13 protein-coding genes and 1 pseudogene are annotated in these 14,672 nt (G+C 35.2%); 10 read left to right on the top strand and 4 right to left on the bottom strand.

What is annotated here, in order from left to right; genetic code table 11:
* Positions 1 to 95 precede the first annotated feature (95 nt).
* The gene (locus Q4496_RS05685; RefSeq protein ID WP_215974437.1) at positions 96 to 998 is read left to right on the top strand and encodes an RluA family pseudouridine synthase; all 903 of its coding nucleotides are present in this window, start codon (positions 96 to 98) and stop codon (positions 996 to 998) included.
* 216 nt (positions 999 to 1,214) lie between these two features.
* Here the strand turns inward: Q4496_RS05685 and Q4496_RS05680 are convergent, their stop codons facing one another.
* The 3 genes from Q4496_RS05680 to Q4496_RS05670 all read right to left on the bottom strand — a co-directional run bounded on the left by Q4496_RS05680 (position 1,215) and on the right by Q4496_RS05670 (position 3,224).
* On the bottom strand, positions 1,215 to 1,811 hold the full coding sequence (locus Q4496_RS05680; RefSeq protein ID WP_303610114.1) for a DUF2238 domain-containing protein: 597 nt from the start codon (positions 1,809 to 1,811) through the stop codon (positions 1,215 to 1,217).
* 80 nt (positions 1,812 to 1,891) lie between these two features.
* Positions 1,892 to 2,800, bottom strand: coding sequence for a 4-hydroxy-tetrahydrodipicolinate synthase (gene dapA, locus Q4496_RS05675; RefSeq protein WP_215974438.1), 909 nt, complete (start codon positions 2,798 to 2,800; stop codon positions 1,892 to 1,894).
* Between the two features lie 31 nt (positions 2,801 to 2,831).
* On the bottom strand, positions 2,832 to 3,224 hold the full coding sequence (locus Q4496_RS05670) for a hypothetical protein (RefSeq protein ID WP_252727682.1): 393 nt from the start codon (positions 3,222 to 3,224) through the stop codon (positions 2,832 to 2,834).
* Between the two features lie 254 nt (positions 3,225 to 3,478).
* Between Q4496_RS05670 and Q4496_RS05665 the strand changes: the two genes are divergently transcribed.
* The 4 genes from Q4496_RS05665 (at position 3,479) to Q4496_RS05650 (ending at position 7,870) form a co-directional block, all read left to right on the top strand.
* Positions 3,479 to 4,771: a CinA family nicotinamide mononucleotide deamidase-related protein gene (locus Q4496_RS05665; protein ID WP_303610043.1), complete on the top strand. Its 1,293-nt coding sequence runs from the start codon at positions 3,479 to 3,481 to the stop codon at positions 4,769 to 4,771.
* A 189-nt stretch (positions 4,772 to 4,960) separates the two neighbouring features.
* Entirely contained in the window at positions 4,961 to 5,287 is a 327-nt protein-coding gene (locus tag Q4496_RS05660; protein ID WP_215974440.1) for a hypothetical protein, read from the top strand.
* 107 nt (positions 5,288 to 5,394) lie between these two features.
* Positions 5,395 to 7,083, top strand: coding sequence for a DUF342 domain-containing protein (locus Q4496_RS05655; RefSeq protein WP_303610042.1), 1,689 nt, complete (start codon positions 5,395 to 5,397; stop codon positions 7,081 to 7,083).
* 7 nt (positions 7,084 to 7,090) lie between these two features.
* Positions 7,091 to 7,870, top strand: a complete 780-nt coding sequence (locus Q4496_RS05650) for a DUF2884 family protein (RefSeq protein WP_303602193.1) — start codon at positions 7,091 to 7,093, stop codon at positions 7,868 to 7,870.
* Positions 7,871 to 7,935: 65 nt separating this feature from the next.
* Here the strand turns inward: Q4496_RS05650 and Q4496_RS05645 are convergent, their stop codons facing one another.
* A complete protein-coding gene (locus tag Q4496_RS05645) occupies positions 7,936 to 9,597 on the bottom strand; it encodes an electron transfer flavoprotein-ubiquinone oxidoreductase (RefSeq protein ID WP_215974443.1) in 1,662 nt (553 codons plus the stop codon).
* Positions 9,598 to 9,966: 369 nt separating this feature from the next.
* Here Q4496_RS05645 and Q4496_RS05640 point away from each other — a divergent pair, with 369 nt between their 5' ends.
* The 5 genes and pseudogenes from Q4496_RS05640 to Q4496_RS05620 form a co-directional block, all read left to right on the top strand.
* Positions 9,967 to 10,719 carry an electron transfer flavoprotein subunit beta/FixA family protein gene (locus tag Q4496_RS05640; protein ID WP_215974444.1) on the top strand — a complete coding sequence of 251 codons (753 nt, stop codon included), beginning with the start codon at positions 9,967 to 9,969 and terminating at the stop codon, positions 10,717 to 10,719.
* A complete protein-coding gene (locus Q4496_RS05635; RefSeq protein ID WP_215974445.1) occupies positions 10,716 to 11,642 on the top strand; it encodes an electron transfer flavoprotein subunit alpha/FixB family protein in 927 nt (308 codons plus the stop codon). Before Q4496_RS05640 ends, Q4496_RS05635 begins: the two co-directional genes overlap by 4 nt.
* 249 nt (positions 11,643 to 11,891) lie before the next feature.
* The gene (locus Q4496_RS05630; protein WP_303495271.1) at positions 11,892 to 12,230 is read left to right on the top strand and encodes a stress response translation initiation inhibitor YciH; all 339 of its coding nucleotides are present in this window, start codon (positions 11,892 to 11,894) and stop codon (positions 12,228 to 12,230) included.
* Between the two features lie 335 nt (positions 12,231 to 12,565).
* Complete coding sequence (gene gdhA / locus Q4496_RS05625) at positions 12,566 to 13,918, top strand: NADP-specific glutamate dehydrogenase (protein WP_215974447.1); 1,353 nt, start codon at positions 12,566 to 12,568, stop codon at positions 13,916 to 13,918.
* A gap of 458 nt (positions 13,919 to 14,376) precedes the next feature.
* A pseudogene (locus tag Q4496_RS05620) lies at positions 14,377 to 14,496 on the top strand (IS630 family transposase); the annotation flags it as partial.
* Positions 14,497 to 14,672 lie beyond the last annotated feature (176 nt).

Raw genomic sequence — 14,672 nt, 5'->3', positions numbered from 1 at the left:
TTTAACATCTATATAAACGTCTATCTTACCTGATAACGTTTAGCGCGTAAAAGTGTTAAACTAAGCTTTATATCTTTTCCACCTTTTTAACATCTATGACTCTTATCTTCGAACACCATATAACATTTGACCCAACACTTAATGATATAAGTAATACCGCTTTAGCTGTACTCTGCGCCAGCTTGAAAGAAACAGAGTATGCCCTTAGCACAAGTCAAATTAAGCAAGCGATCAGTAAAGGTGCTTTATGGCTAACGCGCGGTAAACACACGCAACGGTTAAGACGTGTAAAAAAAGCGCTATTACCTACAGATAAGTTACACTTCTACTATAATGAAGCCGTACTTGCCAGTGAGGTAACTGATGCAAGGCTAATTAGTGATGAGGGTAAATATAGCGTGTGGTACAAACCTTTTGGCATGTTGTCGCAAGGCTCTAAGTGGAGTGACCATTGTACTATTGCGAGGTTTGCTCAACAACATTTAACACCTGAACGACCTGTTTTCATTGTTCATCGTTTAGATAAAGCCGCCACGGGATTAATACTCATTGCACACAGTAAAAAAGCGGCAAGAGCATTAACTAATATGTTTGAAAGTCGTTCTACTACCGGTAATTTACTCGCCAAAAATTACCAAATTATTGTACACGGCAACCATAGCACTAACCCGCAGCCACAAATTATATCTAGCGAAGTAGACGAGAAAGCCGCTCGCAGCATTTTTACTTGCTTAGCTTATGATAGAACTCATGATCAGTCGCTTATTAGTGTCAAAATAGATACAGGGAGAAAACATCAAATACGTATTCATGCCGCCAGTATTGGCTTTCCTGTTGTAGGTGATAGATTACATGGTATTGCGAATAGTGATTCAACAAAGAACTTGCAACTATGTGCGGTAAGTTTATCTTTTATTTGTCCATTTTCTACTGAACAAGGGCAACCAATTCAAAAGAAATTTGAGATTCCTGATGCGCTTAAACTGAGTTTTGTTTAAGGTAGCATCCTGAGCTATTCAACCACACGGATGGGATTCCGTATCAAGACACCTACGGAATGACGGCGATTTGTCGCCATTCCGAACTTGATTCAGAATCTCTCATTTTATTCAACCACACCCTTGGAATTCCTCATTAAGATACCTACAGAGTGAAAGAAATGGTGACACACGCAATGAGAAAATAGCCACCAAAGGAATGATACCGGTAGTGACCTACGAGATGGCTGAATTCAATTGCTTATCGTGATACTTAGCAAGGAAAACTATCGCACAAATGGCACCTACTAATGCTATAGCCATATCTGATTGTGTATCCCAAATATAACCTTGCGTACCTAAGAATGCTTCAGCATTTTCTCCGCTTAAAATAGCAACCCACCACTCGATTAACTCATAAAAGGCACTAAATGCTAAGCAGATAGAGATTATAAAAGTATTAAGCCACGTTTTACCATTCACCACCTGTTTCCGGATTAATATCTCACGGGCAAGAATTGCTGGTACAAATCCCTGTGCAAAGTGCCCTACTTTGTCGTAGTTATTACGATCTAAATTAAAAATATCTTTAATCGTGTCAAATAATGGCACTTCTGCATAAGTATAGTGACCACCAATCATCAAAATAACACAATGCAGTAATATTAAAACATAAAGTAAAGGTGTTAACCGAAAAGAGTAGTAGGTGAATAATATTACCGCACCTATCACCGCTGGTAGCACTTCAAGAAACCAAGTAAGGTAATCTTTAGGGGCAATAGCTGACCACAGCAGTGTTGCTAGGTATATAAAAGCCCATAAGTATTTATTCATTGTCTGCCATTCTTTTTCACTACTCACTTTTCGCTTTGTAATTTTAAGTTTTTAGTCTTTTGATGTTAATGTTGACAAAACTAAATACAATATTTAAAAGCATCATCATCAAGTAATGATAAAGATTCACCGACAAGGTCACTCGTATTAAGTGCCGCTAATAAATCTAACCCTTCTTGTCTTTGCTCTTTTGTTAAGGCTTTATAAGGTAAACGAAAATTAGTTGATACCGCACCAGTCATCATTAATGCAGTATTAATGGCAATAGGGTTAGGTTCACAGAAAAGCCATTTTATTAAGCTTTGTAAACGACTATTCAATTCAGTACTTTCTTTATCCATCAATTGGCGCATTAAGCCAGGAATAATATTAGACGCAACAGAAATTGTACCGTGTGAGCCATGTTGATGTCGTGCAGTATGACACTCATCATCATTGCCAGACCAACAAGCAATACCTTGTTTTTCGTAATGAGCAATACGTTCGTTGCCACCACATTCTTTCACACCAATAAAGTTTTTATGTTTTGCTAATACTTCAATCATATCAGGCGTTATATCTTGACCTGTGCGCCCTGCTACATTATAAATAAATGTAGGACCAATATCTAAGGTATGAGTAAAATGCTCAAGCACACCCGCAATGGATGTGCGACCATAATAAGGGTTTATTTGTAATGTAGCGTCCATACCTGCAGCAAAACCATGTTTTGTTGCTTTAATAGCTTCACTTGTATTATTACTGCCCGTATTACCAATAATTAATAGTTTATCACCAAATTCATGGACACTGTGGGCAATTAATATTAAGTGCTCTTCCCAACTAAGTAAATGTCCTTCACCTGTTGTACCGCCAACTACAATACCGTCTACACCTGCCTCTATTTGTTTTTTAACAAGGGTGTCATAAGTATTTAAATCAATTTCACCTTCGCTTGTATAAGGTGTTTTTATTGCAGTAATTAAACTGGCTGCTTTGAACTTATTCATTATTTTCCTAGCTTTTAAATTGATAGATAAACTAACAATGACCAATATTGTCAGTAACTTTTCGCATTATAAAAGTTTCATTTGTCTCAACATGCTGATATTCGAAAACGTGATGATTTAACTGTAATACCTTATAAGCATGGTAATTATTACCATCATTTAGATCAGCAGCATAAAGGAGTTCATCTACAATTTCATCTTTAGTAATTGTAAAGTGAATATCGCCTACTAAGCCCCAATCACCTAATTCTGTTACTTGCTCAACAATTTTTTCTGCTGCACCAACTGTGACTTGCAAGGTTATAAAGGTAAATTCAAAACTGCCATCAGCATTTATTTGAGCATACTCTATAATTTTTTTATTAGGCGTTTGAGTATCTTCACGAAACCAACGCCCACATAATAACTCTCTTTCATATTTCACTATAAGTTGCTCACTGAAAAGAAAAGCAAAAACCACTTTCTTATTATACGAATTAGAAATTAATATATATACCTAAATTAAGCATTATCCAAACAAAATAATTTTTACCTTCCTTCATCTTACTTAACACTAAATGTATTAATGTTTTAAAAATTACATACCTTCGAATGAATTTTATAAAGATTTAGATGTAACTCGTTTTAAAAAGGTTTAGATTATATAAAATTTTTTTTATTGAAATGAGATTAAAGCCGATGAAGAAACCAAATGTGCAATTGTTATTAACGGGGAATGAATTAATGGCTGGTGATATTGTTGACAGCAATTCAGCTATGATCGCACAGCAATTAAAAGAGCTAGGATTAGAAATAACAAGAAAAGTGACCATAGCTGACGATTTAGCATTATTGATCAATGAAATAAATTTACTGGCAGAGCAAAGTGATATTTTAATTATTAATGGCGGCTTAGGTCCAACAATAGATGACTTAACAGCATTAGCATTAGCCAAAGCAACAGATGTTGAACTAGCCGAACATCCACAAGCATTAGACCACTTAACTCATTGGTGTAAACGAAGAGGTGCAACGTTAAATGCGCCTAACTTAAAGCAAACGATACTTCCTAAAGACTGCGGTATTATTCCTAATAAAAACGGTAGTGCAGTTGGTTTCAAAGTAAATCATTTACATTGTGATATTTACTGTACTCCAGGCGTTCCTAATGAGTTAAAGACCATGTTAGTAGAAGAAATAGCACCAGATATCGCTAAAGGACTACCGAATGATCTCATTTCAGATGTTACTCGTTTGCAAGTATTTGGTTTAGGTGAATCTGTTTTACAAAAAATGGTAGATGAGCAACTACCCGATTGGCCTGATAATATTGATTTAGGTTTTCGAGCTGGCATGCCATTATTAGAGATAAAATTAACTACCACTAATCAAGAGGCTCATCAACAAAAACACTTATGGGAAGCAAAACTAATAAAGGTTTTAGGTGATCACCTAATTGCACGTATTGATACGAAACCTTTATCTATGGCAGACCATGTACTGTCAAAAATAGCCGATGAAAATTTAAAAATAACTACAGCAGAGTCATGCACTGGCGGATTAATTGCTAGCATGATAACGCAAGTACCTGGCTCTTCTGCACTGTTTGAAGCTGGCTTTGTCACTTATAGTAATAGTATGAAAAGCAAGTTATTAGGTGTACCTGAGCAGTTATTAGTTGAACATGGCGCTGTTAGCGAAGAAGTTGTTATTGCGATGGCACAAGGTGCTTTAGAAAGATCATCAGCTGATTTAGCGATAGCGGTATCCGGTATTGCTGGACCTGAAGGAGGTAGTGAAGAAAAACCAGTTGGTACTGTATGTATAGCTTGGGGAAATAAAAATAATTTAAAATCTATTTGTTTATTAATGCCTTTATCAAGGCATTATTTCCAAAAGTATGTTGCGGCTATTGGCTTAGATTTAATTAGAAGAGAGTTGATTAAGAGCCAGGAAACGCCATTATATATTACCGAACGTAAAAGAAAATAAAATACTATACGCCTGTTTTTTATGCACCCATAACCAATGTAAAGACAAAAATTTATATATTTACATTTATATATTTAGATAAACAAACAGTTACGTTATTATGCTAACTGTTTAAACAATTAATTAAAAATAGCTAATTAAGCAATAGCTAGCTGAGCAATAATGCTGTTTTATATGTAGGAGTCAATTTTGGCTGAAAAAAACTTTATTACCAGTGGTCGAAACACCATAATTCACAAAATAAAAAAGTTTGATCTATTAATTATTAATGGGGATCATCCCATTGTAATAGTTAGTCATAGAGGTATTGGAATTTATAAAGGATTGATTCCAGAAAAACGCTCTATAGCCAAAAAAGCTTATCAAGAGATTGTTCATGTTGAATCAAGCGAAATATTTAGTGAAGTAAAAACGCTATTATTTATACAGGCTCTGGATGGACGAGAGTATAAGGTCGATTATAGCAAAACGAACACAAATAGTTTTATTAAAATTCATCAAGATAATTATATATAGTCTTTCCATATAGCGTTTAATAATATGAATTAGAAAACTAATTTAGCTAAACCATTTAAGTCATTAGGTTAGGTTGATTTATTAATAATAATATCGGAGTATTTCTTATGACCCAATTCAGTTTAATTGCTAATGACAAAAATAATGTTGATTTAATAATAAAGCCAATTAAAGACGGCGATCAGGTTACAGAAACCACAATTCTAGAGCTAATTGAGCAGTCTGAATACAGCCGATTACATATCAACATTGCAAATATTAAAAATGCGATTGCTGAATTAAATGATGTGCTAAAACCATTACAAAGTGGTAAGTTTGGTCGAGAAATAACCTACCAAGTGTTAGAGCGAATTGATGCAACCATCTCAGTATCGATCGACAGTGATCAAATGGCTGCCAGTGCTGAAATAACAGCAGCACAAGGTGGTAAAAATTTATCTGCAAAAGCTATTCTAGAAGCAGCTCAAGCAAGTGGTGTAAACAAAGGGTATAGTAAAGAACAACTTGTTAAGCTTGCTCAATTAGCCGCAAAAGAAAAGCCATTAAGCTTAGTGAGTTTACAAATAGCAACAGGTAAACAAGCAATAAAAGGTAAAGACGCTGTAATAAAGCCACTTGTTGAAAGTGCCCAATCTCGTATTTTACGCCCCAAACAAAGAAATGATGGTAGCGTTGATATGCGAGACCTAGGTGACATCATTTGTGTCAAAGTTGGTGAGCCTCTCGCAGAAAAAATCCCTCATACTCTTGGAGAAAATGGCTACACAGTAACCGCAGCTCCCTTAATTGCAGAACCAGGAAATGATATAACTCTAGTCGCAGGTGATGGTACAGAAATAAGTTCAACCAACAAAAATATACTTGTTTCCCAAAGGGTGGGATTACCCAAAATGATCCCAAATGGCATGGAAGTAGATGAAGTCTATAGGGTTAAAAATGTTACTGTAGGGTCTGGTAATATTAACTTTACCGGTGGTGTGATTATTGAAGGTGATGTCAACGAAGGTATGAAAGTAATTGCTAGTGGTGATATTACCGTAGGTGGTTGTGTCGAGTCTGCTATGATTGAGTCAGGTGGTGATGTTACCATATCTGGCGGTATTATTGGTCATAAGCACGATGTTGAAGCCACTAAGATTACCGATGTAAAAATGAGCGTTAGTGTAAACTCAAAAGGTAACTTATATGCAAAGTATTGCCAATACGCACAGATTAGTTGTAGTAAAGATATCCGCATTGAAAAGCAATTACTCCATAGTTTAATTAATGTTAATGGTAATTTAAAAGTTGGCTCAGAAGACCATGCTAACGGCGTACTCATTGGTGGTTATATTAAAGCAGGTAAAAATGTTAGCGCTGGTTCTATAGGGGCTACAGCTGGAAATAATACTATTATAAGCTTCGAAAATATTATTAATAAACTCAATGACAAAATGCAAGATATCGAATCACGACTACAGTTTGAAAATGACAAAACAACCGAACTAAAAACAGCCAGCGACAAACTAAAACAACTCCCTAAAAGTCCAGCTAACACGGAGATGTTATCTAAAGTTATTTCAACATACCAATTCCATGCTAAACGTATGGGTGAAATTCTATTTGAAAAAGAAGAACATGAGAATATCGTACAAGCCTATATGGAAAGTGTTTCTATTGAAGCGACAGATAAGTTATATCATGGTGTGCAATTTATTTTAGGTGATATTAACGATAGAACTCGAAAAGAATATGGTCCAAGTAAAATGAATTACAAAGATCGAAAAATTCACATAGATCCCATTGTTAATACGTAAAAATATTATGACAAAACTATATATTTTATTAATATGCACCAGCTTATTTAGTTTTAATACCGCTGCTAAGCAGTGTAGTGTAAATTTTAATTATGGCGTAATCATTGACCCTAATCATATTCGGATCATTGACCGTAGCAGAACGATTGTACAAATTAATGATGAAAAACAACTTTTTGTTGAAGGGCGAGAAATAGCACTAACGAATGAACAAGTAGCGTTAATTCAAAAGTTTTCTCTCGGAATACGCGCTCAAGTACCAGAAATAGTTTCTATTGCGATAGAAGGTGTTGATATTGGTTTAAAAGCTGTAAATAAAGCGATTGCTAGCTTAACAGGTGAAAATAGCGCTTCTCAACAAAAAATCCAAGCAAGATTTGATGAACTAAAATGGAGAGTTCGTACTCGCTTTAATCAAAGTGCTAATAACTACTATATAGCACCACAAGATTTTGCCGACTTTGATGACATCTTTACTGGCGAATTTGAACAAGAAATTGAAGAAATAATTTCTGATTCAATCGGTACAATATTATTAGCTGTAGGTGAAGCTATGATAAGTGATAATTCTGACGATAATGGTAGTGAACAGCGTCTTTCTACATTCGACAATAGAATGGATACCATGGGAAAAGATTTAGAATTAGAAATAAGTGCTGGTGCAACTGCTTTAAAGAACAAAGCTGAACAATTTTGTTTTAAATTAACTGAATTAGCTGAAATTGAGAAAAAAATTCATCACTCAATCCACCCCCTTAAAAACTTCAATTTAATAGAAATAAATTAGCATTAAGCTAAAAACAAAAAGTTGCGAACTTTGTCGCAACTTTTTGTTATCCATCATACATAATACTACATATTAGGATAATTTGGACCACCGGTTCCTTCAGGTGTTACCCAAGTAATATTTTGGCTTGGATCTTTGATATCACAAGTTTTACAGTGAATACAGTTTTGAGCATTAATAACAAACTTATCACCCTCCTCTGTTTTTTCCACCTCATAAACACCTGCAGGACAGTAACGCTGTGCAGGTTCATTAAACTTAGCCAAATTAACTGCGATTGGAATATTATTATCAGCAAGCTTTAAGTGACAAGGTTGCTCTTCTTCATGATTGGTATTTGATAAAAATACCGATGAAAGTTTATCAAAGCTTAATTTGTTATCTGGTTTAGGATAATTAATAACAACTACTTGTGAAGCTAATTTAAGTTGATCGTAATCTAGACTGTCATCTTTAAAGTTAAATGGTAGCTTACCGCCAAAAATGTTTTGATCTATTGTGTTATACACGCCACCAAGCATTGTACCAAACTTATGCATTGCAGGGCCGAAATTACGCGTATTATATAATTCCTCATATAACCAAGAATCTTTAAACTTATCAGTATATAAGGTTATATCTTGCTTACCTTCTTCACTAATACTGTCATTAACAATAAGGGTTTCTATAATTGCTTCTGCGGCTAACATACCCGATTTCATCGCAGTATGATTACCTTTGATTTTAGCAAAATTAATTGTGCCAGCATCACAACCGACTAACAGAGCACCAGGCATAGTCATTTTAGGTAAAGAATTGAACCCGCCTTTCGCCATCGCACGTGCACCATAAGAAACACGTTTACCGCCCTCAAGGTACTGACTAATTTTAGGATGGTGTTTATAACGTTGAAATTCATCAAATGGACTTAAGTGAGGATTGCTATAATTTAAATCAACAATTAATCCAACAAAAACTTGATTGTTCTCCGCATGATACAAATAACCACCACCCGTAGTATCTTTGTCTAATGGCCAACCAGCAGTATGAACAACTAAACCTTCTTGATGTTTTTCAGGATCAATATCCCAAATTTCTTTAAACCCTAAACCATAGTGCTGAGGAGAAACATCAGTATCTAAGCCAAATTTAGCGATTAATTCTTTCCCTAAATGTCCGCGACAGCCTTCAGCAAAAACCGTATATTTTGCACGAAGCTCCATCCCAGGCATAAAAGAATCTTTTTCATTCCCTTGAGCATCTAAGCCCATATCACCTGTAATAATACCGCCAACACTACCGTCGTCATTATAAATAACACTTTGCGCAGGGAAACCTGGAAATATTTCTACACCTAATTGTTCAGCTTGCTCTGCTAGCCAACGACATACATTTCCCATACTAACAATATAGTTTCCATCATTATGCATTGTTTTAGGGACTGAAAACCCGGGTAGCTTAATACCATTACTGTCACTATTTAATAAATAAATATCATCGCCAGTCACTTTAGTTGTTAAAGGAGCACCTTTATCTTGCCAATCAGGAAATAGTTCATTTAAAGCTTTTGGTTCAAACACTGCACCTGAAAGAATATGTGCGCCAACTTCAGAGCCTTTCTCCACTACACACACCATTAGTTCTTGTTGCTTCTCTTGTGCTAATTGCATTAAACGACATGCAGTAGACAAGCCAGCTGGGCCTGCGCCAACAATTACTACGTCAAAATCCATCGATTCACGTTCCATGGTATCTCCCAATATTATTTTATTTATAAAAATTCAAACAGTTGTTTGATATTAAAACAGGTGTTTGATATTATCTTATTAACAGTTGCCAAGCAAGGCGGTATTTTCTTAGAAAAACCTTTACTGTAGTTAAATTAGCCTTTTCTACTATACTACAAATTGGTTAGCTGTTTAAAAAACTATAATCACTTCAGAGGTTAAAGATAGTGTATCCTACTTTGAAAGTTTTAACTAAGATTACGTTGACGTTTACGTCAAGCAATAGTAATCTTTTTACAAATGACAATTACGATATAACTTAGTCTTTTACTAAATTAATTTTCATGCAGAATTAATTACTATACTGAATAAAAAAAACCAGAGGCAACGATGAAAATATTAGTTCCAATAAAACGTGTAATTGATTATAACGTCAAGGTTCGTGTAAAACCTGATAACTCCAATGTTGATCTTGCTAATGTAAAAATGGCAATCAACCCATTTTGTGAAATAGCAGTAGAAGAAGCTGTTCGTTTAAAAGAAGCTGGTGTTGCAACAGAAGTTATAGCCGTTTCTGTTGGCAATAAATCTTGTCAAGAACAATTGCGTACCGCATTAGCGTTAGGCGCAGATCGTGCTATTCAAATTGAAACAGATGAAAATTTAGACTCATTAAATATCGCTAAACTTTTACAAAAAATTGTTGAAGAAGAGCAACCTCAATTAGTTATTTTAGGTAAACAAGCAATTGATAGTGATAACAATCAAACTGGTCAAATGTTAGCGGCTCTTACTGGTATGCCACAAGGTACTTTTGCTTCTGAAGTGAAAATTGATGGCGATAAAGTAAATGTTACTCGTGAAATTGACGGTGGTTTACAAACACTAGCACTGAACATGCCCGCTATCGTAACAACTGATTTACGTTTAAATGAGCCTCGTTATGCATCATTACCTAATATTATGAAAGCAAAACGTAAACCATTAGACGTTAAAAACGCCGCTGATTTTGGCATTGATTTATCGCCACGTACTAAGTTACTAAAAGTAACACCACCAGCAGAGCGTCAAGCAGGTATTGTTGTTGAAACTATTGATGAATTAGTAGAAAAATTAAAAAATGAAGCCAAGGTGATCTCATGAGTATTTTAGTATTTGCAGAACACGATAACAGCACATTAAAGGCTGAAACCTTAAAAACAGTTGCCGCCGCTCAAGCGATTGGTGGCGACATTACATTATTAGTAGCTGGTTATAATTGCCAAAGCGTTGTTGATGCTGCGGCTAAAGTTAATGGGGTTAGTAAAGTTTTAGCTGCCGATAATGTAGCTTATGAGCACCAATTGGCAGAAAATGTTAGCTTGTTAGTTACAGAGTTAGCCGCAGACTATGAACACATTATTGCTACTGCATTAACAACAGGCAAAAACTTTATGCCACGAGTAGCGGCATTATTAGATGTAACACAAATTTCAGACATTATTGCAGTAGAAAGTAGTGATACATTTGTTCGACCAATTTATGCAGGCAACGCTATTGCGACAGTACAAAGTTTAGATAGTAAAAAGGTTATCACAGTACGCTCTACAGGCTTCGATGCTGTAGCTACAGACGGTAACGCAGAAGTTGTTGCAATTGATACTGTGACTGATGCAGGTAATTCAAGCCATGTAAGTGATGAGCTAACTAAATCTGAACGTCCAGACTTAGGTGCCGCTAGTATTGTTATATCAGGTGGTCGTGGTATGCAAAATGGCGATAACTTCAAGTTACTTGACGGTATTGCTGATAAGCTTGGTGCAGCAATTGGTGCTTCACGTGCTGCTGTTGACGCCGGTTTTGTACCTAACGACATGCAAGTAGGTCAAACAGGTAAAATTGTTGCTCCTGACTTATATATTGCTGTTGGTATTAGTGGTGCTATTCAACATTTAGCAGGGATGAAAGATTCAAAGATCATTGTAGCGATTAACAAAGATCCTGAAGCTCCTATTTTCCAAGTAGCTGATTACGGTATTGTTGCTGATTTATTTGATGCTTTACCAGAGCTTGAAAGTAAGTTATAAACATTATATTAAATAATGTAAGTCTGCCTTTAAGATTTAACTTGCTATAATAAAACCACTCTTAGTAGTGGTTTTTTTTCATCTACTTCTTTAATTTAATATTTTAATATAGGCTTGATTAAATAAAAAATCAGTCAATTTACTACTCTTATCAATTTGATATCAACTAACTAGGTATTTATTACAATGAAAGAAAAACTTTCAAGCCTTGCAGACCTTGCTTCAGCTTTTGGGAAAGCACCTGTCAATATAGATAATGATCAATCAGATACAGATGAATCATTAGTATACTCCACCAACACTGGCCGTATAAAAGCTAAAAAACAAAACGCCAATGTAATGCCAAGTGATGGCTTTGCCCATGTACGTAGAGAAACCAAAGGCAGAAAAGGTAAAGGTGTAATTGTTATTAGTGGCTTAGGATTAAATAACACAGAGTTAAAATCTCTCGCTAGTAAATTAAAAAAGAGCTGTGGTACAGGTGGTAGTGTTGTCGCTGAAACAATTGAAGTTCAGGGCGATAAAAGAGAGTTAATAAAAGAACTTTTAGAAAAAAATGGCTATAAAGTTAAATTTATTGGTGGGTAGTCAGTAAGAGCTTGTGATATCAATCAAGGTATCTTCGAAATTCACACTTCCTATTTGATTAACTTGATTCACATCTAAGCCCGCCCTACTCAACAAATGTATAAAAACACTAACAGTAATTGTATATTTATTAGGAACAAAACGAGCTAGGATATTGCTTAAAATAGATTTACTTTAAAGATTAATTTTTTGATAATAACAGCAATAAAACGAAACCTTACCATAGTAAAGACGGTATTTTTATTTAGCCACGCCTCAAATATTCCTATCTCTATCCTTTTCTATAAAATAATTGGGTATACCTTTACTGATAAATAATTAAAAGGATAAATTATATGTCATATATTCATGAAACAATTTCTGATTTAAAAAACACAAGTCCAGCGCAGTGTGAATTTTACCAAGCAGTTGAAGAGGTACTAGAGTCATTAGCACCTATCTTGGAAAGTAATAAGTTATATCAGCAACAAGCTATTATTCAGCGTTTAGTTGAGCCAGAAAGACAAATAATGTTTCGTGTTCCGTGGGTAGATGATCAAGGTCAGATACAAGTAAATAAAGGCTACCGTATTGAATTCAATTCAGCTTTAGGTCCATATAAAGGTGGTTTAAGATTCCATCCTAGTGTTAATGCAAGCATTATTAAATTTTTAGGATTTGAACAAATTTTTAAAAACGCTTTAACAGGTTTACCGATTGGAGGTGGAAAAGGTGGTTCAAACTTTAACCCTAAAGGAAAATCTGATGATGAAATTATGCGTTTTTGCCAATCATTTATGACCGAGCTATATCGACATATAGGGCCAACTACCGATGTTCCAGCGGGCGATATTGGCGTAGGAGCGCGAGAGATTGGCTATATGTTTGGCCAATATAAGAGATTAACTGGCAGATATGAAGGGGTATTAACTGGGAAAAGTTTATTATGGGGTGGATCACTCGTTCGTAAAGAAGCAACAGGATATGGCGTCGTTTATTTTGCTGAGAATATGCTTTCAATTAAAGATGAATCTTTAAAAAGTAAGAAATGTCTAGTTTCAGGCTCTGGTAACGTAGCTATATATGCAATGGAAAAACTTTATCAGTTAGGAGCGACACCTATTACTTGTACCGACTCTACCGGTACTATTTTTCATGAATCTGGTATTGATTTAACGTTAGTGAAACAATTGAAAGAAAAATCCAGAAAAAGTCTAGAAGCTTATTTAACCGAACATAACGATGCTAAATTTATACCAACGTCAGAATATCCTAGTGATGGTCATGCCGTATGGCGTATTAAAGCAGATGCAGCATTCCCTTGTGCGACTCAAAACGAATTAACTCTTGCTGATGCAAAAGCATTGATTGCCAATGGATGCCAGCTTGTCAGCGAAGGGGCAAATATGCCTTCAACACAAGATGCCATAAACACACTCATTGATGCTAAAATTTCTTATGGTCCAGGTAAAGCAGCTAATGCAGGAGGGGTGTCAACAAGCCAATTAGAAATGGCACAAAACGCAAGTATGCAAACCTGGTCATTCGAAGAAGTCGATCAAAAATTACAAATTATTATGAAAAATATTTTTGAAACTGCCCACCAAACAGCAATCGAGTTTGGCCAACCCGGTAATCTGGTATTAGGCGCAAATATAGCTGGTTTTAAACGTGTAGCTGATGCCATGTTAGAGCAAGGTGTTGTTTAGGCTTCTCAACGCTATTTTATAAAGACTGATATTATACAAATTAGATTACATTTAGCATTAACGTAATCTAATTTGTTATGTAACTATTTAAACACTCTATAAAAACTCCTCCTCATTATTCACTCCATCTATACTTAGTAAAACCAAACTAAAAAACGTACAAAAAATACACAAAAAAAATTGGCAATTAATAATTTTTGTCCTATGCTTTAAATGTTGGTAACAACACAAGTAGGAATAACTTGTTATGGAGGCTTGAAGGATTAAGCTAGGTGGCATGAAGCTACTGATGGATGAGAAAAACAGGGATTGTTAATCATGGATGATTTCCCCTGTACTCATCTTTTATCCATAACACTCATAAATATTAAAGTCCAAGTAGCCACACTAACTTTAAAAGCCTACTATTTTCAAAAAGCTGAAAAACTTAATAATATCAAACGGATTAATTAATCGACCAGTTTAACCCAATAGAACAAGTATGGAGTTGATTGCGTCAACATCATTTAGCGAACAAGTGTTTTAAGGGATATGATGACATCCTGGGTGCTTGCTCAGATGCATGGAACTCATTCGTTAGTGATGCTAAGCGAGTAACGAAAATGTGTAGTAGAAATTGGATTGAAGTGGGAACAATTTAAGATGGAATTGGTATAACACCAAACTCTTGAGCAATGTAATATTGTACATCCTTACCTTGTAGTCGGCCTCCATCAGGTTTGATCGCACAATCAATGACGAATTTTTTCAACTG

Origin of the sequence: Colwellia sp. 5_MG-2023 (assembly GCF_030547795.1) — a bacterium.
GTDB lineage: Bacteria > Pseudomonadota > Gammaproteobacteria > Enterobacterales > Alteromonadaceae > Colwellia.
The sequence above is the reverse complement of the archived record's forward strand: the minus strand, read 5'-3'. Positions and strand labels throughout refer to the sequence as shown.

What these genes read in the sequence shown, in the direction of transcription:
- gdhA (WP_215974447.1), top strand. Translation starts at nt 12,566, where the DNA reads ATGTCATATATTCATGAAACAATTTCTGATTTAAAAAACACAAGTCCA.
- dapA (WP_215974438.1), bottom strand. Translation starts at nt 2,800, where the DNA reads ATGAATAAGTTCAAAGCAGCCAGTTTAATTACTGCAATAAAAACACCT.
- Q4496_RS05650 (WP_303602193.1), top strand. Translation starts at nt 7,091, where the DNA reads ATGACAAAACTATATATTTTATTAATATGCACCAGCTTATTTAGTTTT.
- Q4496_RS05635 (WP_215974445.1), top strand. Translation starts at nt 10,716, where the DNA reads ATGAGTATTTTAGTATTTGCAGAACACGATAACAGCACATTAAAGGCT.
- Q4496_RS05640 (WP_215974444.1), top strand. Translation starts at nt 9,967, where the DNA reads ATGAAAATATTAGTTCCAATAAAACGTGTAATTGATTATAACGTCAAG.
- Q4496_RS05680 (WP_303610114.1), bottom strand. Translation starts at nt 1,811, where the DNA reads ATGAATAAATACTTATGGGCTTTTATATACCTAGCAACACTGCTGTGG.
- Q4496_RS05655 (WP_303610042.1), top strand. Translation starts at nt 5,395, where the DNA reads ATGACCCAATTCAGTTTAATTGCTAATGACAAAAATAATGTTGATTTA.
- Q4496_RS05665 (WP_303610043.1), top strand. Translation starts at nt 3,479, where the DNA reads ATGAAGAAACCAAATGTGCAATTGTTATTAACGGGGAATGAATTAATG.
- Q4496_RS05645 (WP_215974443.1), bottom strand. Translation starts at nt 9,597, where the DNA reads ATGGAACGTGAATCGATGGATTTTGACGTAGTAATTGTTGGCGCAGGC.
- Q4496_RS05685 (WP_215974437.1), top strand. Translation starts at nt 96, where the DNA reads ATGACTCTTATCTTCGAACACCATATAACATTTGACCCAACACTTAAT.